The organism is Burkholderia vietnamiensis LMG 10929, from assembly GCF_000959445.1.
GTDB classification, from domain to species: domain Bacteria; phylum Pseudomonadota; class Gammaproteobacteria; order Burkholderiales; family Burkholderiaceae; genus Burkholderia; species Burkholderia vietnamiensis.
Genome location: NZ_CP009631.1, coordinates 1,014,562 through 1,034,480 on the forward strand (window position 1 = coordinate 1,014,562; position 19,919 = coordinate 1,034,480).

Genomic DNA, 19,919 nt, shown 5'->3' on the forward strand with positions numbered 1-19,919 from the left:
GAGTGAAGATTTCGTGACCTGATGCACGTGGATGGTGCATCGGTGTGCGGCGAGCGGCGAAGAGGGCACGGCGCGCAGGCGAGCAGCCGCAAGCGAGAGCGAGCCGGGACCGCAAAACCCACAACGCCGCAGCCCGCGAACCCCGCCCGCGGCAAGCACCCAGCCAACCGCCTCCTACCGCTACGCCACTGCGCCCGCCCGCGTCAGCGCCTGCCCGCGTTCAGCCCGCGGCCGCCGCGTGCGCTCGCGGCGACCGGTTCCCCATCTTCGCCGCTCGTGTCGCGCGCGCCCCAGCGTTGCGCGAGGGCCGCGCATGTCATCAGCTGGATCTGATGAAACAGCATCAGCGGCAGCACGATCGCGCCGACCGCCTGCGCGGAGAAGATCACCTTCGCCATCGGCACGCCGGCTGCGAGGCTTTTCTTCGATCCGCAGAAGATGATCGTGATCTGGTCGGCGCGGTTGAAGCCGAGCCGCTTGCCGACGAAGGTGGTCAGCAGCAGCGCGATCGCCAGCAGCACGATGTTGACGATCAGCAGGCCGCCCAGCGCGCGCGCCGGAATCTGATGCCACAGCCCCTGGTTCACGGCCTCGCTGAACGCGACGTAGACGACCAGCAGGATCGAGCCCTGATCGACGAAGCGCAGCACGCCGCGATTGCGGTCGATCCAGCGGCCGATCACCGGACGCAGCAGCTGCCCCGCGATGAACGGCACGAGCAGCTGCATCACGATGCTGCCGACCGTGCTCCACGGCGACGCGGCCGCGGCCGACTGCGACGTGATCATCAGCCCGACGAGCGCGGGCGTCACGAAGATCCCGAGCAGGCTCGACGCCGAGGCCGCGCACACGGCGGCCGGCACGTTGCCCTTCGCGATCGAGGTGAACGCGATCGACGACTGCACCGTGGATGGCAGCGTGCAGAGGAACAGCACGCCGGCGTAGAGCGTCGGCGTGACGAGCGGCTGCAGCACGGGTTTCAGCGCGAGGCCGAGCAGCGGAAACAGCGCGAAGGTGCTGAGCAGCACGACCGCATGCAGCCGCCAGTGGGTCGCGCCGGCGATGACGGCTTCGCGCGACAGCTTCGCGCCGTGCAGGAAGAACAGCAGGCCGACCGCGACGTTGGTCGCCCAGTTGAACGCATGCGCGGCCGCGCCGTGGCACGGCAGCAGGCTCGCCAGCACGACGGTGCCGACCAGCGCGAGCGTGAAATTGTCGGGAAGAAAGCGTGGACGGGCCATGGTGAAACTCGAGTCGGAAACAACGGCGGGGGCAGGCGCGCGTGTCGCGCGCGCGAAGCCGCTATTGTCCGGCCAGCGAATTCAATACACAAATTCATTGTGGGAATCGATTGATGATTCCATTGCGCGGGAGCCGGTGTCGCGGCGGGTCGAAATCTGCGCCAATCCACCGAAGAATGTTCTGCGACGATCGCGTCAGGAAGTGAAAAAACCTAGCAGTAACATGGTGTTACACCGATGCCGGCGACCTAACACTTTTTGGCTCGACACCGTTTCGGGCCACCCATAAATTACTGCTGAAAGGCTTGCGTCGGCCGGGGAGTGTCCGGCTGCGGGCCGCAACAGGCACTGAGCGATGGCGGAACGGGCGAAACGGAAGATCGGACGATGGGTGGCAGGGGCGCTCTGCGCGCTGCTGGTGCCGCTCGCGCTTGCCCAGCCGCCGCGCGGCGGCGCAGGTTTCGGCGCCCAGGGTTTCGGTCACGGCTTCGGTCATGGCCTCGGCGCCGGCACGCGCGCATACGGCCAACCGGCCGCGGGCGTACCGGTATGGCGTCGCGGTGCGCCGGCCGGCGGCGTGCGCAGCGGCGGCGTGAACGGCTACGGCGCCCGCTGGGGGCTGCGGCCGACGCCGTCGTATGGCCACTACGCCGCGCAGAACCCGTACCGGCCGATCAGCGCCGATTCGCGCCAGGTGCCGCATCCGTCCGGCGGCGGCAACGTGCCGCTGCGCGCGGGCTCGATCCGCGCGGACGTCGCGCGCTACAACGAGGAGCGCGGCGGCCGTCCGATGCCGCCGCCGCGTGCGCAGGAAGAATCCGGCCGCTCGCCGTTTTTCTCGCCGTTCTACCGAAACTGAGCGCACCGCGGGCTCGTCCCCCGCGCTGTGATGCGAATTCGCCACAGTCGCCCACACATTTCCGCTGATTTTCCCGACGCATTGCGCTATCTTTCGCGCCCGGCACGCGCGCCGCGCGGCCGGCCGGCCGCGTGTCCGTCCCGCGCCGGGCTGCCGCGATGCGCCGCCGCGCATGTTCGCGCCGAGAAGTTAATGCCGCCGCTATACCCGCAATAAGTGCGCGCAATTTTGGTCAGATAAATCTTCCGTAAAGATGGCTGCGCCCCACACGACGCAAGCACTCGGCCCCAAAAACAACGCTCGCGCCGCTTATCGACTATCGACAAAACCTGGAGATCCCATGAAAGCATTCGCTCGCCGTGCGTCGCGCACGTCCGTCAACCTGATCGCCGCGGCCGCCTGTGTCGCTGCCGCCGCACCCGCCCATGCGCAGTCGAGCGTGTCGCTCTATGGTCAGGTCGACGAGTGGGTGGGCGCGACCAAGTTCCCGGGCAGCGATCGCGCATGGAACGTGTCGGGCGGCGGGATGTCGACGTCGTACTGGGGCCTGCACGGCGCGGAGGATCTCGGCGGCGGCTACAAGGCGATCTTCACGGTGGAGAGCTTCTTCCGGGCGCAGAACGGCCAGTTCGGCCGCTTCCAGGGCGACACGTTCTTCGCCCGCAACGCGTACGTCGGCGTCAGCTCGCCGTACGGCACGGTGACGGCGGGGCGCCTGACGACGCACCTGTTCCTGTCGACGATCCTGTTCAACCCGTTCTACGACTCGTACACGTTCTCGCCGATGGTGTACCACGTGTTCCTCGGCCTCGGCACGTTCCCGACCTATCCGAGCGACCAGGGTGCGGTCGGCGATTCGGGCTGGAACAATGCGCTGTCGTACACGTCGCCGTCGTTCGGCGGCCTGAATTTCGCGGCGATGTATGCGCTCGGCAACACGGCCGGCGACAACCGCTCGAAGAAGTGGAGCGCCCAGTTCAACTACGCGAACGGCCCGTTCGCGGCGACCGCCGTCTACCAGTACGTGAACTTCAACAACGGCCCGCAGGATCTCAGCTCGCTCGTGACCGGCCTGAAGAGCCAGGGCATCGGGCTCGTCGGCGCGACCTACGACCTGAAGTACGTGAAGCTGTTCGGCCAGTACATGTATACGAAGAACGATCAGGCAAGCGGCAGCTGGCACGTGAACACCGCGCAGGGCGGCGTCTCGGTGCCGCTCGGCGTCGGCAACGCGATGGCGTCGTACGCGTACTCGCGCGACGCCGGCGGCCTCGACCAGACGCGCCAGACCTGGGCCGTCGGCTACGATTACCCGCTGTCCAAGCGCACCGACGTCTACGCCGCGTACATGAACGACCACATCAGCGGGCTGTCGAACGGCAACACGTTCGGCGCCGGCATTCGCGCGAAGTTCTGATTCGCGCATTCGCCGCGCGCGCAGACGCTGCGCGCGCGGCCGGCATGTCGGCCTGCCCGCCCACGAACGGCGCCGCTCACCGCGGCGCCGTTTTGCGTTTGTTGACCTTTATGTTTCCTCGCCTTTGTTACCCTATTGCCAAATTGCATGATTACCTAGGAATTGCGGGCTAGTTCGATGGATACCCTCGTCAGCATGAATGTGTTTCGGTACGTCGTCGAAGTAGGCAGCTTCGTGGGCGCGGCCGAGCGCATGCAGATGTCGGCCGCGATGGCGAGCAAGCACGTGATGCATCTCGAGCAGCAGCTCGGCGCGCGGCTGCTGCATCGTACGACACGACGCGTCGCGCCGACCGAGGCGGGACGCGAATACTACGAGCGCCTCGTGCAGGCGCTGTCGGAACTCGACGAGGCAGGGCAGGCGGTGGGCGCCGCGAGCGTCGTGCCGCAGGGGCGGTTGCGCGTGACGTCGCTGTCGGCGTTCGGCTTGCGGCACGTGATGCAGGCCGTCACCGACTATGCGGGCCGGTTCCCGGACGTGACCGTCGACATGACGCTGTCCGACCGTGTCGTCGATCTGATCGAGGAAGGCTATGACGTCGCGGTGCGCGCGGCGCCGAATGGGTTGAAGTCGTCGTCGCTGGTCGCGCGGCAGATCGCGACCGCGCACATTCTGCTGGTGGCGTCGCCGGATTATCTGGAGCGGCGCGGCACGCCGCAGACGATCGCCGATCTCGCGTACCACAACTATCTGCGGCGCGAGTCGAGCGCCTCGGCGCTCGATGCGCTGGTGATCGACGCGGCCGCCGCGTCGCGCGTGAACCTGAACGGCAACCTGATCGTGAACCATCTCGAAGGGCTGCGCGCGGCCGTGCTCGCGGGCGCGGGCATCGCGCTGCTGGGCACCGAGGTGGTCGGCGACGACATCGAATCCGGCCGGCTCGTGCCGCTGCTGCTCGACGCGGTGCCGCCGCACGAGGCGCCGATCTATGCGGTGTACGCGAGCCGCCGTCACGTGTCGGCGAAGGTGCGCTCGTTCGTCGATTTCCTCGCCGCGCGCTTCGAAGGGCAGTCGCTGTGCCCGTCGATCGAGGCGCGGCTGCGCGTGCTGCCGATCACGCGAATCAAGCGAGCTTGACTGGGTTTGCACGCGAGCGTGCGTCGATGAAGAAAGCGCGAACCGTAACTGGGTTCGCGCTTTTTTTATTGCGGCGCGGTTGACGCCAGTGACGCGACGCGCTCGCGGTGCGTGCGACTTGCAGTGGTCCGCGTGATGGCGCACCCGCAACGTCTGCGTGACATCCGCGCGACCTCCGCGCGACGCACACGCGGCGCCCGCGCCGCGCGTATCCGTCAGCGTGCGATGCCGAGCCGCGCCTTCGCGTCGTCGTACTCGCGTTTCAGCCGCTCGACGAGCTCGCCGACGCTCGGCAGGTCGTCCATCAGGCCGACGCCCTGGCCGGCGCCCCAGATGTCCTTCCACGCCTTGGCCTTGTCGTTGCCGAAATTCATCTTCGACTTGTCCGATTCCGGCAGCGCGTCCGGATCGAGGCCGGCTCGCTCGATGCTCTCGCGGATGTAGTTGCCGTGCACGCCGGTGAACAGGTTCGTATAGACGATGTCCGACGATTTCGCGTTGAGGATCGCGTGCTTGTACTCGTCGACCGCGTGCGCTTCCTGCGTCGCGATGAAGCGCGTGCCCATGTACGCGAGATCCGCGCCCATCGCCTGCGCGGCGAGGATCGAGCCGCCGTTCGCGATCGCACCCGACAGCACGATCGGCCCGTCGAACATCCTGCGCACTTCGCCGACGAGCGCGAACGGCGACGTCGTGCCCGCATGGCCGCCGGCGCCGGCCGCGACCAGAATCAGCCCGTCGACGCCTGCTTCCAGCGCCTTCTGCGCGTGGCGCAGGTTGATCACGTCGTGCAGCACGATGCCGCCGTAGCTGTGTACCGCGTCGACGATCTCGCGCGCCGGCGCGCGCAGGCTCGTGATGAAGATCGGCACCTTGTGTTCGACGCACACGCGCACGTCGTGCTCGAGCCGTTCGTTGGACTGGTGGACGATCTGGTTCACCGCGATCGGGCCGATCACCGCATCCGGGTGCTGCGCCTTGTGGTCGGCCAGCGCCGACTGGATCTGCGTGAGCCACTCGTCGAGCAGTTCCGCCGGGCGCGCATTGAGCGCGGGGAACGATCCGACGATCCCCGCCTTGCATTGCGCGAGCACGAGTTCGGGATAGCTGACGATGAACATCGGCGACGCGATGACGGGCAGCGTCAGATTCTGCAGGACAGCGGGCAATGCCATGTGATTGTCTCCAGTCTCGAGGGCGGCCGGGTCGTGTGCGTGCCGACGCCGGCATCGGTGCTTGCAGTCGAACGAAAGTTCGAGTGTAGCTGCGCAGCGGCGCGTCCGTATTGATACGAACGATCGTGCGATTCTACGCGAGCTTAGCAAAGCGCACGGCGTGCCGACAATCGAGGGAGTGTTCTGTCTCTACGCATTCGGCTGTTGATTGCGCGCAGCGATGTGCCAAGCCTCCTACAATACCGGCCAATAACAAACCGACGAGAAACAAACCATGTCGTTCGACGCGTTCGCACCGTTTCGCGTGACGGTGCAGGACACCGACATCTTCGGTGTCAAAGGAGGCGCGGGGCCGCCGCTTCTGCTGCTGCACGGTCACCCGCAAACCCACATGATCTGGCATCGCGTCGCCGCGACGCTCGCTCGTCATTTCACGGTGATCGCCACCGACTTGCGCGGCTACGGCGCGTCCGGCAAGCCGCCGAGCGATGCGCAGCATGCGCCGTATTCGAAGCGCGCGATGGCCGCCGATCAGCTCGCGGTGATGCGCCATTTCGGCTTCACGCAATTTCACGTGTGCGCACACGATCGCGGCGCGCGCGTCGCGCATCGGCTCGCGCTCGATCATCCGGCGGCCGTCGAGCGGATGATGCTGCTCGACATCGCGCCGACGCTCGCGATGTACGAGCAGACCGACCGCGCGTTCGCGACCGCGTATTTCCACTGGTTCTTCCTGATCCAGCCGGAGCCGCTGCCCGAAACGCTGATCGAAGGCCGCACCGACGCGTACATCGAGCGCGTGATGGGCAATCGCTCGGCCGGACTCGCGCCGTTTGCGCCGCAGGCGCTCGACGCCTATCGCGCGGCGCTCGCGCAGCCTGGCGCCGTGCATGCGATGTGCGAGGACTACCGCGCCTCGGCGACGATCGATCTCGAACACGATCGTGCTGACCTCGAGCGCGGCAACAAGGTCGCGTGCCCGCTGCGCGTGCTGTGGGGCGCGAACGGGACCGTCGCACGGTGCTTCGATCCGCTGGAAGAATGGCGGCGCGTCGCGCGCGACGTCAGCGGCCGCGCGCTCGACTGCGGCCACTACATTCCGGAAGAAGCGCCCACGGCGCTGATCGACGAACTGCTGGCGTTCTTCGACGCGCGCGACGCGGCTGCTTGAGCGGCAGTACAAGCGGCAGTATGCGCGCCCGGCGCGCTCGCATTGGTCACGCGCGCTGGCGCTGAGTGGCGCCGAGTGGTACGTAGTCGCTTTCAGTGCCCGTCAGCGTCGCCCCGCGTCGTCGTCGACGAGCGGCGGCAGGCGGCGCGGCACGGGCGTCGATTTGACGATCGCCGTGCTCGTTTCGGCGCGCTCCGTCACTTTCGACAGGATGTCGTCGAGATGCTCGATCGTGCGCAGGTACAGCCGGCAGATGAAGCAGTCCTCGCCGGTGACCTTGTCGCATTCGACGAATTCAGGAATGCGCCGCAGCACGTCTTCGACGAGATGCAGTTGTCCCGGCAACGGCTTCACGCGCACGATCGCCTGCAGCGTGTAGCCGAGCGCGCGCGGATCGAGCTCGACGGTGAAGCCGGCGATCACGCCCTGCGCTTCGAGCCGCCGCACGCGATCGGCGGTCGCGGGCGCCGACAGCCCGATCTGCCGCGCCAGTTCGCTGGTCGCGATGCGCGCATCGTCGGCGAGCGCGGCGACGATCGCGCGGTCGGTCGCGTCCAGCGATACCGCGGCCGGCGGTGAAAGGCGTTTCGACATGATCGCTTTGGTTTCGAAGGTGAATCGGCGGTTTCGCTTCAGTCTAGCCGTGGATGCACGGAAAGCAAGCTCCTAGAATCGAAGTCATCTTCCCTCGCCACCGGAGCCCACGATGGTCTCGAACGAAATCCGCCGCGGCGCCGCCGAGATGCTGGTCGCGATGCTGATGTCCGGCACGATCGGCTGGCTCGTGATGTCGTCGCAGCAGCCGCTGTCCAACGTCGTGTTCTTTCGCTGCGTGTTCGGCGCGGCGACGCTCGCGATCGTCTGCGCGGCGCTCGGGATGCTGCGCCGCGCGCTGTTCTCGCCGCGCATGCTCGCGCTCGCGGCGTTCGGCAGCCTCGCGATCGTCGCGAACTGGCTGCTGCTGTTCGCCGCGTATTCGCGCGCGTCGATCTCGATGGCGACCGCCGTCTACAACACGCAGCCGTTCATGCTCGTCGCGCTCGGCGCAATCGTGTTCCGCGAGCGGATCGGCGCGTCGACGCTCGCGTGGCTCGCGGTCGCGTTCATCGGCCTCGTCTGCGTGGTGCGCGTCGAGCCGGCGGTGCTCGCGGTGCCCGGCGAATATCTCGAAGGCGTCGCGCTGTCGCTCGGCGCGGCGTTCCTGTACGCGCTGTCGTCGATCGTCACGAAGCATCTGAAGGGCACGCCACCGCATCTGCTCGCGCTGCTGCAGGTCGGCCTCGGCGTCGTGCTGCTCGCGCCGTTCGCGCAGTTCGGCACGTTGCCGGCGACGGCCGCGCAGTGGCTCGATCTCGTCGTGCTCGGCGTGATGAACACGGGTGTGATGTATGTGCTGTTGTACGGCGCGATCCAGAAGCTGCCGGTCGCGATGACGGGCGCGCTGTCGTTCGTCTATCCGGTCGTCGCGATCATCGTCGATCGCATCGCGTACGGGCAGACGCTCGCGTGGACGCAGGCGCTCGGCGCGCTGCTGATCCTCGTCGCGGCGGCCGGCGTGAACCTCGGCTGGCGCATCGTGCCGGCGCGCCGCGCGGCGCCCGGCAACTGAGACGGTCGCGCGCTCCGGCTTGCCGTCAGGGCTCGCGGCCGGGATTTGCTGCAATGGCTTGCCGGCGACGGCAGATGCCCAACGCCCGATGCCCGCCGTTCGACACCCCAAGCCCCAACCCCAAGCCCGATCCGCGCCCCCCGCTCACTCCCCCACGCCACTGTAAGAAGTTGTAGGGAAACACCCGATGCGATGCAGCACGGTCGCTCGTATGATGCGGGCTGTGACGTTGATCACGTTCACAGGATTCCGATCTCATGCCGTTCGCCACGCAGGCCGAACGGCATTTTTTTATGCGCCGCTGCGTGCGATCAGCCGTCGGCGCGCATCGAGGCGCGCGAGCAGCGCGCGTCGCGCGTCGTCGTCCGACGCGCGCCATCCCTTGATTTCGTCGCGGGTGCGCAGGCAGCCCGCGCACCAGTCGGTGCGCGGATCGATCCTGCAGACGTCGGTGCACGGCGAGGTCACCGTGCCGACCGGTACCGGCGTGTCGCTCATGCGTCGTTGCGCAGCGCGACGTCGGCGACCGGCGCGCCCGTCAGCGCGACGAGTTCCTGCGGCGACAGGTTGAACACCGCGTGCGGATGGCCGGCGGCCGCCCACAGGCTGTCGAGCGCGAGGAGATCCGCATCGATCAGCGTGACCGGTTCGACGAGATGGCCGATCGGACAGACGCCGCCGATCGCATAGCCGGTGTTGTCGCGCACGAACTTCGCGTCCGCGCGACCGACCGCGCCGACCTGCGCCGCGACCTTCTTCTCGTCGACGCGGTTCGCGCCGCTCGCGACGACCAGCACCGGCAGCCCGTCCGATTCGCGGCGAAACAGGATCGACTTCGCGATCTGCGCGACCGCGCAGCCGAGCCCGGCCGCGGCTTCGGCGGAGGTCTTGCCGGTTTCGGCGAGCATCACGATGTCTTTCGCATGCCCGCGTTCGCGCAGCAGCAGCGCGACGCGGCGCGCGGAATCGGGGAGGGTGTCGAACGGAGTGGGTGTCGTCATGGGTGAGTCCGGAAGTGTGAGGCTCAGGTGCAGCTCGGCGCGTCGGCGGCGCTCTGCGCGCGGGCGAGCAGTGCGCGACCGGCGCGCGATGCGTTCGCGCGGCCGATCGCGGTGGAGATGAAGTCGCCGGCGGCGACCACCTGCGCGAGGTCGATGCCGGTGTCGATGCCGAGGCCCTGCATCAGGTACAGCACGTCTTCGGTCGCGACGTTGCCGGTCGCGCCCTTCGCGTACGGGCAGCCGCCGAGGCCGGCCACCGACGCGTGGAAGATCTCGATGCCTTCGAACAGCGCCGCATAGATGTTCGCGAGCGCCTGGCCGTAGGTGTCGTGGAAGTGACCCGACAGCCGCTCGCGCGGGAACACGCGCGTGACGGCCGCGAGCACCTCGCGCGTGCGCTTCGGCGTGCCGACGCCGATCGTGTCGGCGATGTCGATCTCGTCGCAGCCGAGCGCGGCGAAGCGCTCCACCACGTCGACCACCGAGGCGACCGGCACGTCGCCCTGGTACGGGCAGCCGAGCGCGCAGGACACGCTGCCGCGCAGCCGCAGGCCGGCGTCCTTCGCCGCCTGCGCGACCGGCTCGAAGCGCGCGATGCTTTCCGCGATGCTGCAGTTGATATTGCGCTGCGAGAACGCCTCGCTCGCCGCGCCGAAGATCACCACTTCGTCGGCGCGCGCGGCGAGCGCGTTCTCGAAGCCCTTCAGGTTCGGCGTGAGCACGGAATACACGGTGCCCGCGCGACGCTCGATACCGGCCATCACGTCGGCGCCGTCGGCCATCTGCGGCACCCACTTCGGCGACACGAACGATGCGGACTCGACGTTGCGGAAGCCGGCGCGCGACAGCCGGTCGACGAGCGCGATCTTCACGTCGGTCGGCACGAAGGCCTTCTCGTTCTGCAGCCCGTCGCGCGGGCCGACTTCGACGATCTTGACGGCGGTGGGGAACGTCATGGTTGTCTCCAGTGTCATGTTGTGCGAATTCAGTAGCCGCGCGCGCGGTCGACGATGCCGCCGATCGGCTCGCCGCGCTCGAGCGCGCGGATCTTGCCCGCGATCTGCTCGACGGCTTCGTCGCGCAGCGTCAGCGCGGCGCTGTGCGGCGTGATCGTGATGCGCGGCGCCTGCCAGAACGGATGGTCGGCGGGCAGCGGCTCGTGCTCGAACACGTCGAGCGTCGCGGCCGCGATGCGGCCGCTCGCGAGCGCGTCGAGCAGGTCGGCTTCGACCAGATGCGCGCCGCGCGCGACGTTCACCAGGTACGCGCCCGGCGCGAGCCGCGCGAAGGTGCGCGCGGACAGGATCGCGTCGGTGTCCGGCGTGCTCGGCAGCAGGTTGACGAGCACCTTCGCGCCGTCGATGCACGCGTCGAAGGCATGCTCGCCGGCGAAGGTCGCGATGCCGTCGAGCTGCTTCGGGCTGCGGCTGTAGCCGCGCACCGGCAGGCCGAGCGCGGCGAGCGCCTGCGCGACCTGCGCGCCGAGCACGCCGAGGCCCAGCACCGCGACCGTGAAGCGCGCGCGCGGATGCGGCTCGAGCACCTCCCAGCGTCGCTCGTGCTGCAGCGCGTCGTATTCGTCGAAGCGACGCAGGTAGCGCAGCACCGCGTGCGTCACGTATTCGATCATCTGCTGCGCCATGCCGGAATCTTCGAGCCGCACGAGCGGTACGTCGGGCGGCAGCGTGCCGGGATGCGCGCGCTCGAGCGCGAGCAGCGCATCGACGCCGGCGCCGAGATTGAAGATCGCGCGCAGCCGCTCGCGCGGCGCGAACAGCGCGCGCGGCGCGCGCCACACGAGCGCGTAGTCGGCCGCGGCCGTGTCGCCCGGCTGCCACTCGCGCAGCTCGGCGTCGGGCAGCGCGTGCGCGAGCGCGTCGCGCCATGCGCCGGCTTCCTGGTGCGGCGTATAGAACAGGAGCTTCATCCGCTTACTTCGCGAACAGCTGGCCGATGTCGGCGAATGCCTTGAACTCGAGCGCGTTGCCGCACGGATCGAGGAAGAACATCGTCGCCTGCTCGCCGACCTCGCCCTTGAAGCGGATGTGCGGCTCGATCACGAAACGCGTGTGCGCGGCGCGGAGTGTATCGGCGAGCGCATGCCATTCGTCCATCGACAGCACGACGCCGAAATGGCGCACCGGCACGTCGTCGCCGTCGACCGGATTCACCGCGCTCCTGCCGGTCTCGTCAGGGGCGAGATGCGCGACGAGCTGGTGACCGAAGAAGTCGAAGTCGACCCAGTGTTCCGAGCTGCGGCCTTCGGCGCAGCCGAGCAGGCCGCCGTAGAACGCGCGCGCGGCGGCGAGGCTCGTCACGGGGAAGGCGAGATGGAACGGGCGCAGCGCGCTGGCGGGCGAAGCGGACATCGGGCGTCTCCTGTCGATCGGAACGGCGCGGCGGCGCGCGGCTCCGATCCGGTGCATGGCAAGCGGGAAGCCCACATTCTACGGTCTCGCGGCGCGTTGCGCCGTCGCCGGGCTGCCGGCGACGCCGAGCGGCCGCGGCGCGTGCCGCCGGCGCACAAGCAAAGCACAAAAAATTGGTTCGGCCGCGATGCGCGGCGCGCGAGAATCGACGCTCGTCTTCAAGCAACGCAAGCGAGGGCAATCATGCGCGCATGCAGCAAATCGGCGTGGCCGCCGCGGCTCGTGACCGTTCCGGGCCTGCACGGCAGCGAAGGCGCCCACTGGCAGAGCTGGCTCGAACGGCAGTTCGCGCGTTCGTTGCGCGTCGAGCAGGCCGACTGGGATGCGCCCGACCTCGTGCGCTGGGCGCAGTCGGTGCGCGCGCTGCTCGAGCGCGAGCGCGGCCCGTTCGTGCTGGCCGCGCACAGCTTCGGCTGCCTCGCCGCCGCGCATGCGCTCGCGCAATGGCCGCAGGCCGCCGACGTCGCGGGCGTGCTGCTCGTCGCGCCGGCCAGTCCGAAGAAGTTCACGTTCGCCGGGCCGTTCGACGCGCGCCGGCTCGCGGTGCCGTCGATCGTGATCGGCAGCGAGACCGATCCGTGGATGCCGCTCGCCGACGCGCGCACGCTCGCGCGGCAGCTCGGCAGCGCGTTCGTGAACCTCGGCGACGCGGGGCACGTCAACACCGCGGCGGGCTTCGGGCCGTGGCCGCGCGCGAAGTATTTCATCGACACGCTCGTGCATTGCGCGGCGCCGCTGCGCTTTCGCGACGCGGCCGACGGCTTCGACCGCGCGCTCGTCGAGCGCGCGCTCGCGCATGCGGTGTGACGCGCGCGGCGCGCGCCCGCGTCACACCCCGCGTCACCCCGCTTACGACACCGTGACGGGCTTCACCGCCGCCGGGTCCGAATAGCTCGGCCGGCCGTTCTCGACGTGGCCCGCGAAGCGCCGCGAGAACGTGGGGTTCGCGCCGTCGCTCACCGTCACGTCATACCAGTGATGGCTCGCCGCGAGCGCCCATTGCTCGACGCGCTCGTCGCCGCCGTGCAGCGTGACCTGTCGCGACGGCGCGCCGTACGCGTTGTCGGTCAGCGTCAACGTCACGTGGCCGCTGCCTTGATTGCGCAGCTTCAGATACAGATTGCCGTTCGCGACGTCGTAGCCGGCCTTCACCTCGGGCTGCGCATGGTTGCGGCGGCGCGCCGTCGCGGCCGACACGTCGCCCGCGAAGACCCGCACGAACCCGTTCGGGCCGTACACCGAGAACGCGTACGCACCGTTCGTCTCGGTCAGATCGAAGTCCGCGTGCAGCACGCGGCGCGCGCCGACCGTGTAGCGCCACGGGCCGTCGGTGCGGTTCGTCGCGTACACGTGGAAGTGCGCGCCCTGGTTGCCGCGGTTCGCGAATTCGATGCGCAGCGTGTTGCCGCCGTAAATGCTCGCGTTCACGTGCAGCTCGTACGGCAGCGCGCGGGCCGGCCGCACGCCCGGCTCCTGCGGATCGATCGGCGACGGCGTCGCGGGCACCGTGGGCGCGGGCTGCGACGTGCATTGCTGATCGGCGATCGAGCGGTACTGGCTCGTGTCGGGCAGCGCCGGGAAGGTCGCGTCCGACGAGCGGAAGTCGAACGCGGCGGTGAGGTCGCCGCACACGGTGCGGCGCCACGGCGTGATGTTCGGCTCGTCGACGCCGAAGCGTTCGCCGATGAAGCGGATCACCGACGTGTGGTCGAACACCTGCGAGCACACGAAGCCGCCCTTCGACCACGGCGACACGACCGTCATCGGCACGCGCGGCCCGAGGCCGTACGGCAGCCCGTCGGCCGTATAGCTGCCGCCGCGGCCGGGGTTCACGACCGTGTGCAGCTCGCCGTCGGTGGTCACCGTCGAGGCGCCCTGCGCGGCCGAGGTCGGCGGCTGCGGCGGCACGACGTGATCGAAGAAGCCGTCGTTCTCGTCGTACATGATGAACAGCACCGTCTTCGCCCACACGTCGGGGTTCGACGTCAGCGCGTCGAGGATCTGCGACGTGTAGTTCGCGCCGTACGCGGGCGTGTATTTCGGATGCTCGGAGAACGCGGCCGGCGGCAGCAGCCACGACACCTGCGGCAGCCGGTCGTTGATCACGTCGTCCTTCAGGTTGTCGAGCGTGCGCACCGTCTGCGCGCGCCGATACAGCGACGAGCCCGGCTTCGCGTCGATGAAGTTCGCGAAGTTCTGCAGGATGTTGGTGCCGTAGTTGCCGTTGTACGGATCGGCCCACGTGAGCCCCTGCTGGTAGATCTGCCAAGACACGCCGCGCGCCTCGAGCCGTTCCGGGAAGGTCGTCCACGACAGCAGCTGGTAGGCGGGCGGCAGGTCGCCGTCGACGTAGTCGGCGTTGTCGAGCAGCGGGCCGCCGAACTTGCCGGTCGGATCGATCGTGCCGGTCATCAGGTACGAGCGGTTCGGGTGCGTCGGCCCCGGCAGCGAGCAGAAATAGTTGTCGCAGACGGTGAACGCATCGGCGAGCGCGTAGTGGAACGGGATGTCGTCGCGGACGTGATAGCCCATCGTCATGTCGGTCTTGTTCGCGGGCCACTGGTCGTAGCGGCCGCCGTCGATCGCCGCGTGCGTCTTCGCCCACGAGTGGTCGAGCGCGCCGAGACATTGCGCGCTGGTCGTCTTCGTGTCGAGCCGGAACGGCAGCACCGGCTTGCCCGGATCCTCCTTCGACGGCTGGTACCACACCGGCTTGCCGTTCGGCAGCGGGATCGGGAAGCGGTCGTTGTAGCCGCGCACGCCGCGCAGGTGTCCGAAGTAATGGTCGAACGAGCGGTTCTCCTGCATGAACACGACGATGTGCTGGACATCGCGGATCGTGCCGGTGCCGCGCGCGGCGGGAATCGCGAGCGCACGGCGGATCGATTCGGGGAAGGCGTTGAGCGCGACGGCGGCGCCCGCCGATTGCGCGACGGTATGCAGGAAACGGCGGCGGCTGGATGACGTCATGTCGTTTTACCTCGGTTCTGCGAACGGGACGGGAGCGGGGACGGCGCGATCAATGCGGCGACGATGCCGCGGCGGCCGACGCATCGGCCGCCGGTTTTGCATCGTCGTCGTCGTCGGGCGGGAAGTGGACGACGGGCGGCGCGAGCGGCGCGGCATCCGCCGCGGCAGCGTGCGCGCCGGCATCGCTGTTGAACGCGCTCGCGGTGCCCGACGACGCGCCGGCCTGCTGCGACGCGTCGGCCGCTTGCGCGTCGTGCGGCGCGTCGTCGCTGCAGGCGGCGACGAGCGCGGTGGCACACAGAACGGCGGCAACGACGACACGACGCATCACTTCTCTCCTGGCAGGCTGATTGGCAAACGTTTTCCAGTATGCCGGCGCGATGCGACGTTTCGGTGAATCGTTTGCGACCGGAACATGATCGCGAAACGCTTTCGCGAAGCTGTCCCGTGGCTTTCGGCGAAGGCTGCATGAGGCAGACGTGCATGGCGGAATTTGCCAGCGGGACGCGCACGACGTGCCGCATTTACATGCGTGTGCAACGCGAAGGCGCGAACCGGTGTCGCGCGCGATGTGCGCGCAGTGCGACGCGGCCAGCGCGCGAGCGGCGGTCGATATGTCGCCTCCGATGCCGCGAGCCGGTATTTGTTGCCGCTTCGTCGGCGCGTTGCCAGCAGCGCGTCAGCGTGCCGCCATCCAGCGCTCGGATACGGCCGCGCATCGCGATCCCGGCCGAGTGCGCGGCACACGCGCGCCGGCGTCGCTGCTGCGCGGCACCGGAATTGCTCCGAGCGCCGCTGCGCGCGCGCTCGCGCACGACCGGTCCGGCACGGGCCGCCTTTCCGCGTCCATCCCTCATCGAGCGAGCAGAACTCATGTCCACCGATCGATCCGATTCCTCATCCGCCGAACCCGGGCGCGCCGCTTCGCGCGCGCCGCTCGGCGAAAGCCGGCCCGCCCCGTCGCAGCCGGCCGATACGCCGTCGAGCGCGGCGCGTCGCCGCTTCCTGCAATCGGCGGCGGCGGCCGCGACGGTCGGCGCCGCGCCGCACGTGCATGCGCAGGGCGAGGCCGCCGCAGCGCCGCCTGCGCACCGCGACGCGGTGCCCGCGCGGCCGGTGCATCTCGACATCAACGGACGCGCGTACACGCTGCAACTCGAGCCGCGCGTCACGCTGCTCGACGCGCTGCGCGAGTACGCGGGGCTCACCGGCACGAAGAAGGGATGCGACCGCGGGCAGTGCGGCGCCTGCACGGTGCTCGTCGACGGGCGGCGCATCAATGCGTGTCTGACGCTCGCGGTGATGCACGAAGGCCAGCGCATCACGACGGTCGAAGGGCTCGCGCGCGACGGCGTGCCGAGCGCGGTGCAGCGCGCGTTCGTCGCACACGATGCGTTCCAGTGCGGTTACTGCACGCCCGGCCAGGTGTGCGCCGCGACCGCGCTGCTCGACGAGTTCGCGGCCGGCGCGGCGAGCGCGGTCACCGCCGACGTGCGGCATCGCCCGGTGCAGCTGACGGACGCCGAGATCCGCGAACGCATGAGCGGCAACCTGTGCCGCTGCGGCGCGTATTCCAACATCGTCGCCGCCGTGCGCGCCGCGCACGCGGCGAGCGCATAGCCGGCGGAGGGCATCGCAATGGAAGCGATCACCTACGAACGTGCGGCCGACGTCGCCGGCGCGGTGCGCGCGGCGCAGCGTCCGGGCGCGGCGTTCATCGGCGGCGGCACGAACCTGCTCGATCTGATGAAGGGCGGCGTGGCGCGACCGGTCGCGCTCATCGACATCACGCGCATCGCGGGCCTCGATACGGTCGACGCGCTGCCCGACGGCGGGCTGCGGATCGGTGCGCTCGTGCGCAACAGCGATGCGGCCGATCATGCGCGCATCCGCGCGGACTATCCGCTGCTGTCGCAGGCGCTGCTCGCGGGCGCGTCGGCGCAGCTGCGCAACATGGCGACCATCGGCGGCAACCTGATGCAGCGCACGCGCTGTCCGTACTTCTACGACACGGCCTTCGCGCAATGCAACAAGCGCGAGCCGGGCAGCGGCTGCGCGGCCATCGGCGGCCACAACCGGATGCACGCGATTCTCGGCGCGAGCCCGCAGTGCGTGGCGGTGAACCCGTCGGACATGAGCGTTGCGCTCGCCGCGCTGGACGCCGTCGTGCAGGTGAGCGGCCCGCGCGGCGCGCGGCAGATTCCGTTCGAGTCGTTTCACCGCCTGCCCGGCGACCGGCCCGATCTCGACACGACGCTCGCGCCCGGCGAGCTGATCACCGCGGTGGACCTGCCGCCGCCGCGCTTCGCCGGCCATGCGCATTACCTGAAGGTGCGCGATCGCACGAGCTACGCGTTTGCGCTCGTGTCGGTGGCGGCCGCGTTGCGGATGGACGGCGCGCGCATCGAGGAGGCGCGCATCGCGCTCGGCGGTGTGGCGCACAAGCCGCTGCGCGCGACGCTCGCCGAGCAGCATCTCGCGGGACGCGCGCCGACCGATGCGTTGCTGCACGACGCCGCCGCGCTCGCGCTGCGCGATGCGCGGCCGCTCGACGGCAATGCGTTCAAGGTCGCGCTCGCGCAGCGCGCGATCGTGCGCGCGGTGAAACGCGCCGCAGCCAATGGAGGTGCAGCATGAACACGCTGACCGGACAGCCGCTCGATCGCGTCGACGGCATGCTGAAGGTGACGGGCGGCGCGCATTACGCGGCGGAATTCGCCGATCCGCGGCTCGCGCACGCGGTGCTCGTGACGAGCACGATCGCGGCCGGGCGGATCGAATCGATCGACACGGCGCGTGCGCGGGCGATGCCCGGCGTGCTGCTCGTGATCACGCACGAGAACGCGATGCGGCTGCCCAACGGCGGCCGGCCGCCGCTGTCGCCGCCCGCGGGCCGGCACCTCACGCTGCTGCAGGACGACACGGTGCGCTACAGCAACGAGCCCGTCGCGGTCGTCGTCGCGCAGACGCTCGAGCAGGCGAGCGCCGCCGCCGATGCGGTGCGCGTGCGCTATCGCCCGGGCGCCGCCGCGCTCGATTTCGCGCGCGAGAAGGCGGCCGCGCGCGTGCCGCCGAAGCAGCAGGGGCGGCCGATGGACACGCAGCGCGGCGACGTCGACGCGGGGCTGCGCGAAGGCGCGGTGCGCATCGACGCGACCTACACGACGCCGATGCAGCATCACAACCCGATCGAGCCGCATGCGACGATGGCCCGCTGGGACGGCCCGACGCTCACGCTGCACGACGCGACGCAGGGCGTGTCGGGCGCGAGCACCGCGGTGGCCGCGGTGTTCGGCATCGCGCCGGAGCAGGTGCGCGTGCTGTCGCCGTTCCTCGGCGGCGGCTTCGGCTGCAAGGGCTCGTCGTGGTCGCACGTGTCGCTGTGCGCGATGGCCGCGAAGCAGGCCGGTCGGCCGGTGCGGCTCGTGCTGACGCGGCCGCAGATGTTCGGTCCGGTCGGCTCGCGGCCGTACACCGAGCAGCGCGTCGTGCTGGCCGCACGCGCCGACGGCACGCTGACCGCGATGCGCCACGATTCGATCGTGACCACCTCGACGTTCGAGGACTGGACCGAGATGTGCGGGATGCCGTCGCGGATCATGTACGCGGTGCCGAGCCAGGCGACGACGCACCGGATCGTGTCGCTGAACGTCGGCACGCCGACCTTCATGCGCGCGCCGGGCGAGGCGTCGGGGTCGTTCGCGCTCGAGTCGGCGATGGACGAACTCGCGTGGCAGCTGCGGATGGACCCGGTCGAATTGCGGCTCGCGAACTACGCGCAGGTCGATCCGCAGGACGGCAAGCCGTGGTCGAGCAACGAACTGCGCGCGTGCTACCGGCTCGGCGCGCAGCGCTTCGGCTGGTCGCGCCGCACCGGCGCGCCGCGCACGATGCGCGACGGCGACACGCTGATCGGTCTCGGGATGGCGGCCGCCACGTACCCGGCGAACCGCAGCGAGGCGTCGGCGCGCGCGCGCATTCTGCCGGACGGTACGGCCGAAGTGGCATCGGGCACGCAGGACATCGGCACGGGCACCTACACGGTGATGACGCAGGTGGCCGCCGACGCGCTCGGCTTCGCGGTGCGCGACGTGCGTTTCGTGTTGGGCGACTCCGGGCTGCCGCGCGCGCCGGTGTCGGGCGGCTCGCAGACGGCGGCGAGCGTCGCGCCTGCCGTGCGCGAGGCCGCGCTGCAGGCGCGCGCGCAGCTGATCGCGCTGGCCGTGGGCGCACCCGGTTCGCCGCTGCACGGCGTCGCGGCCGACGACGTGACGGTCGACGACGGCTGGGTCGTGCATCGCCGCGATCCGTCGCGGCGCGATCCCGCCGCGGCGGTGATCGCGCGCGCGGGCGGCCGGCCGATCGACGTGCAGGCGACGACGAAGCCGGGCGACGAGAAGTCGCGCTATGCGTCGCATTCGTTCGGGGCGGTGTTCGCGGAGGTGCACGTCGACGCCGAGCTGGGCACGATCCGCGTGCCGCGCATCGTCGGCGCATACAGCGTCGGCAGCGTGCTGAACGCGAAGACGGCGCGCAGCCAGCTGATCGGCGGCATGGTGTGGGGGCTCGGCACCGCGCTCGAGGAGGGGTCGTATCTCGACGTGCGGCACGGCCGCTTCACGAACGCGAACCTCGCCGAATATCACGTGCCGGTGAACGCGGACATCGGCGAACTCGACGTGATCTTCGTCGACGAGCGCGACACGCATTTCAATCCGCTCGGCATCCGCGGGATCGGCGAGATCGGCATCACCGGCGTGCCGGCCGCGATCGCCAATGCCGTCTATCACGCGACCGGCGTGCGCGTGCGCGATCTGCCGATCACGCTCGACAAGGTGGCGACGTCGGCGATGGGCTGAGCGTCAGCGGCGCGGGGTTCTGCGCCGCAAGTTGCTGCGCATGGGGCGTTG

Annotated in this window: 19 protein-coding genes; 9 read left to right on the plus strand and 10 right to left on the minus strand. The window is 69.7% G+C overall.

From position 1 onward, the window contains the following. Positions 1 to 203: 203 nt before the first annotated feature. Positions 204 to 1,241 carry a bile acid:sodium symporter family protein gene (locus AK36_RS14635; RefSeq protein WP_011886211.1) on the minus strand — a complete coding sequence of 346 codons (1,038 nt, stop codon included), beginning with the start codon at positions 1,239 to 1,241 and terminating at the stop codon, positions 204 to 206. A 355-nt stretch (positions 1,242 to 1,596) separates the two neighbouring features. Between AK36_RS14635 and AK36_RS14640 the strand changes: the two genes are divergently transcribed. The 3 genes from AK36_RS14640 (at position 1,597) to AK36_RS14650 (ending at position 4,654) form a co-directional block, all read left to right on the plus strand. Further along, complete coding sequence (locus AK36_RS14640) at positions 1,597 to 2,100, plus strand: hypothetical protein (RefSeq protein WP_034192510.1); 504 nt, start codon at positions 1,597 to 1,599, stop codon at positions 2,098 to 2,100. Positions 2,101 to 2,440: 340 nt separating this feature from the next. After that, positions 2,441 to 3,517 (plus strand): porin, encoded by a 1,077-nt coding sequence (locus tag AK36_RS14645; protein WP_034192511.1) that lies wholly within the window; start codon positions 2,441 to 2,443, stop codon positions 3,515 to 3,517. A 177-nt stretch (positions 3,518 to 3,694) separates the two neighbouring features. After that, on the plus strand, positions 3,695 to 4,654 hold the full coding sequence (locus AK36_RS14650) for a LysR family transcriptional regulator (RefSeq protein WP_011886208.1): 960 nt from the start codon (positions 3,695 to 3,697) through the stop codon (positions 4,652 to 4,654). Between the two features lie 215 nt (positions 4,655 to 4,869). On the opposite strand, the gene AK36_RS14655 is transcribed toward AK36_RS14650, so the two are convergent. Next, positions 4,870 to 5,829: an NAD(P)H-dependent flavin oxidoreductase gene (locus tag AK36_RS14655; protein ID WP_011886207.1), complete on the minus strand. Its 960-nt coding sequence runs from the start codon at positions 5,827 to 5,829 to the stop codon at positions 4,870 to 4,872. Between the two features lie 274 nt (positions 5,830 to 6,103). Here AK36_RS14655 and AK36_RS14660 point away from each other — a divergent pair, with 274 nt between their 5' ends. Continuing rightward, entirely contained in the window at positions 6,104 to 7,000 is an 897-nt protein-coding gene (locus AK36_RS14660) for an alpha/beta fold hydrolase (RefSeq protein WP_011886206.1), read from the plus strand. A 102-nt stretch (positions 7,001 to 7,102) separates the two neighbouring features. Here the strand turns inward: AK36_RS14660 and AK36_RS14665 are convergent, their stop codons facing one another. Continuing rightward, positions 7,103 to 7,594 carry an Lrp/AsnC family transcriptional regulator gene (locus tag AK36_RS14665; protein WP_014723769.1) on the minus strand — a complete coding sequence of 164 codons (492 nt, stop codon included), beginning with the start codon at positions 7,592 to 7,594 and terminating at the stop codon, positions 7,103 to 7,105. 112 nt (positions 7,595 to 7,706) lie between these two features. On the opposite strand from AK36_RS14665, the gene AK36_RS14670 reads away from it, so the two are divergent. Continuing rightward, positions 7,707 to 8,609: a DMT family transporter gene (locus AK36_RS14670; protein ID WP_045578718.1), complete on the plus strand. Its 903-nt coding sequence runs from the start codon at positions 7,707 to 7,709 to the stop codon at positions 8,607 to 8,609. 291 nt (positions 8,610 to 8,900) lie between these two features. Here the strand turns inward: AK36_RS14670 and AK36_RS14675 are convergent, their stop codons facing one another. Genes AK36_RS14675 through AK36_RS14695 form a run of 5 tightly spaced genes read right to left on the minus strand, consistent with a single transcriptional unit; the run spans position 8,901 to position 11,979 of the window. Next, positions 8,901 to 9,107: a DUF1289 domain-containing protein gene (locus tag AK36_RS14675; RefSeq protein ID WP_011886203.1), complete on the minus strand. Its 207-nt coding sequence runs from the start codon at positions 9,105 to 9,107 to the stop codon at positions 8,901 to 8,903. Then, positions 9,104 to 9,610 (minus strand): YbaK/EbsC family protein, encoded by a 507-nt coding sequence (locus AK36_RS14680; RefSeq protein WP_011886202.1) that lies wholly within the window; start codon positions 9,608 to 9,610, stop codon positions 9,104 to 9,106. The genes AK36_RS14675 and AK36_RS14680 overlap by 4 nt, the downstream gene beginning before the upstream one ends. A 23-nt stretch (positions 9,611 to 9,633) precedes the next feature. Then, positions 9,634 to 10,566 carry a hydroxymethylglutaryl-CoA lyase gene (locus AK36_RS14685; RefSeq protein ID WP_011886201.1) on the minus strand — a complete coding sequence of 311 codons (933 nt, stop codon included), beginning with the start codon at positions 10,564 to 10,566 and terminating at the stop codon, positions 9,634 to 9,636. 29 nt (positions 10,567 to 10,595) lie between these two features. Continuing rightward, positions 10,596 to 11,537 (minus strand): 2-hydroxyacid dehydrogenase, encoded by a 942-nt coding sequence (locus AK36_RS14690; protein WP_045578719.1) that lies wholly within the window; start codon positions 11,535 to 11,537, stop codon positions 10,596 to 10,598. 4 nt (positions 11,538 to 11,541) lie between these two features. Beyond that, positions 11,542 to 11,979, minus strand: coding sequence for a VOC family protein (locus AK36_RS14695; protein WP_045578720.1), 438 nt, complete (start codon positions 11,977 to 11,979; stop codon positions 11,542 to 11,544). Positions 11,980 to 12,222: 243 nt separating this feature from the next. On the opposite strand from AK36_RS14695, the gene AK36_RS14700 reads away from it, so the two are divergent. Continuing rightward, the gene (locus AK36_RS14700) at positions 12,223 to 12,846 is read left to right on the plus strand and encodes an RBBP9/YdeN family alpha/beta hydrolase (RefSeq protein ID WP_011886198.1); all 624 of its coding nucleotides are present in this window, start codon (positions 12,223 to 12,225) and stop codon (positions 12,844 to 12,846) included. A gap of 42 nt (positions 12,847 to 12,888) precedes the next feature. On the opposite strand, the gene AK36_RS14705 is transcribed toward AK36_RS14700, so the two are convergent. Beyond that, complete coding sequence (locus AK36_RS14705; RefSeq protein WP_045578721.1) at positions 12,889 to 15,009, minus strand: phosphocholine-specific phospholipase C; 2,121 nt, start codon at positions 15,007 to 15,009, stop codon at positions 12,889 to 12,891. Between the two features lie 49 nt (positions 15,010 to 15,058). Next, positions 15,059 to 15,337 carry a hypothetical protein gene (locus AK36_RS14710; protein ID WP_045578722.1) on the minus strand — a complete coding sequence of 93 codons (279 nt, stop codon included), beginning with the start codon at positions 15,335 to 15,337 and terminating at the stop codon, positions 15,059 to 15,061. A 545-nt stretch (positions 15,338 to 15,882) separates the two neighbouring features. On the opposite strand from AK36_RS14710, the gene AK36_RS14715 reads away from it, so the two are divergent. Genes AK36_RS14715 through AK36_RS14725 form a run of 3 tightly spaced genes read left to right on the plus strand, consistent with a single transcriptional unit; the run spans position 15,883 to position 19,868 of the window. Beyond that, positions 15,883 to 16,629 (plus strand): (2Fe-2S)-binding protein, encoded by a 747-nt coding sequence (locus tag AK36_RS14715; RefSeq protein WP_045578723.1) that lies wholly within the window; start codon positions 15,883 to 15,885, stop codon positions 16,627 to 16,629. Positions 16,630 to 16,647: 18 nt separating this feature from the next. After that, positions 16,648 to 17,646 (plus strand): FAD binding domain-containing protein, encoded by a 999-nt coding sequence (locus tag AK36_RS14720; RefSeq protein WP_011886194.1) that lies wholly within the window; start codon positions 16,648 to 16,650, stop codon positions 17,644 to 17,646. Then, positions 17,643 to 19,868 (plus strand): xanthine dehydrogenase family protein molybdopterin-binding subunit, encoded by a 2,226-nt coding sequence (locus tag AK36_RS14725; protein WP_045578724.1) that lies wholly within the window; start codon positions 17,643 to 17,645, stop codon positions 19,866 to 19,868. Before AK36_RS14720 ends, AK36_RS14725 begins: the two co-directional genes overlap by 4 nt. Positions 19,869 to 19,919 lie beyond the last annotated feature (51 nt).

Coding starts and splice junctions, on each gene's coding strand:
- AK36_RS14635 (WP_011886211.1), bottom strand. CDS start 1,241: ATGGCCCGTCCACGCTTTCTTCCCGACAATTTCACGCTCGCGCTGGTC.
- AK36_RS14640 (WP_034192510.1), top strand. CDS start 1,597: ATGGCGGAACGGGCGAAACGGAAGATCGGACGATGGGTGGCAGGGGCG.
- AK36_RS14645 (WP_034192511.1), top strand. CDS start 2,441: ATGAAAGCATTCGCTCGCCGTGCGTCGCGCACGTCCGTCAACCTGATC.
- AK36_RS14650 (WP_011886208.1), top strand. CDS start 3,695: ATGGATACCCTCGTCAGCATGAATGTGTTTCGGTACGTCGTCGAAGTA.
- AK36_RS14655 (WP_011886207.1), bottom strand. CDS start 5,829: ATGGCATTGCCCGCTGTCCTGCAGAATCTGACGCTGCCCGTCATCGCG.
- AK36_RS14660 (WP_011886206.1), top strand. CDS start 6,104: ATGTCGTTCGACGCGTTCGCACCGTTTCGCGTGACGGTGCAGGACACC.
- AK36_RS14665 (WP_014723769.1), bottom strand. CDS start 7,594: ATGTCGAAACGCCTTTCACCGCCGGCCGCGGTATCGCTGGACGCGACC.
- AK36_RS14670 (WP_045578718.1), top strand. CDS start 7,707: ATGGTCTCGAACGAAATCCGCCGCGGCGCCGCCGAGATGCTGGTCGCG.
- AK36_RS14675 (WP_011886203.1), bottom strand. CDS start 9,107: ATGAGCGACACGCCGGTACCGGTCGGCACGGTGACCTCGCCGTGCACC.
- AK36_RS14680 (WP_011886202.1), bottom strand. CDS start 9,610: ATGACGACACCCACTCCGTTCGACACCCTCCCCGATTCCGCGCGCCGC.
- AK36_RS14685 (WP_011886201.1), bottom strand. CDS start 10,566: ATGACGTTCCCCACCGCCGTCAAGATCGTCGAAGTCGGCCCGCGCGAC.
- AK36_RS14690 (WP_045578719.1), bottom strand. CDS start 11,537: ATGAAGCTCCTGTTCTATACGCCGCACCAGGAAGCCGGCGCATGGCGC.
- AK36_RS14695 (WP_045578720.1), bottom strand. CDS start 11,979: ATGTCCGCTTCGCCCGCCAGCGCGCTGCGCCCGTTCCATCTCGCCTTC.
- AK36_RS14700 (WP_011886198.1), top strand. CDS start 12,223: ATGCGCGCATGCAGCAAATCGGCGTGGCCGCCGCGGCTCGTGACCGTT.
- AK36_RS14705 (WP_045578721.1), bottom strand. CDS start 15,009: ATGACGTCATCCAGCCGCCGCCGTTTCCTGCATACCGTCGCGCAATCG.
- AK36_RS14710 (WP_045578722.1), bottom strand. CDS start 15,337: ATGCGTCGTGTCGTCGTTGCCGCCGTTCTGTGTGCCACCGCGCTCGTC.
- AK36_RS14715 (WP_045578723.1), top strand. CDS start 15,883: ATGTCCACCGATCGATCCGATTCCTCATCCGCCGAACCCGGGCGCGCC.
- AK36_RS14720 (WP_011886194.1), top strand. CDS start 16,648: ATGGAAGCGATCACCTACGAACGTGCGGCCGACGTCGCCGGCGCGGTG.
- AK36_RS14725 (WP_045578724.1), top strand. CDS start 17,643: ATGAACACGCTGACCGGACAGCCGCTCGATCGCGTCGACGGCATGCTG.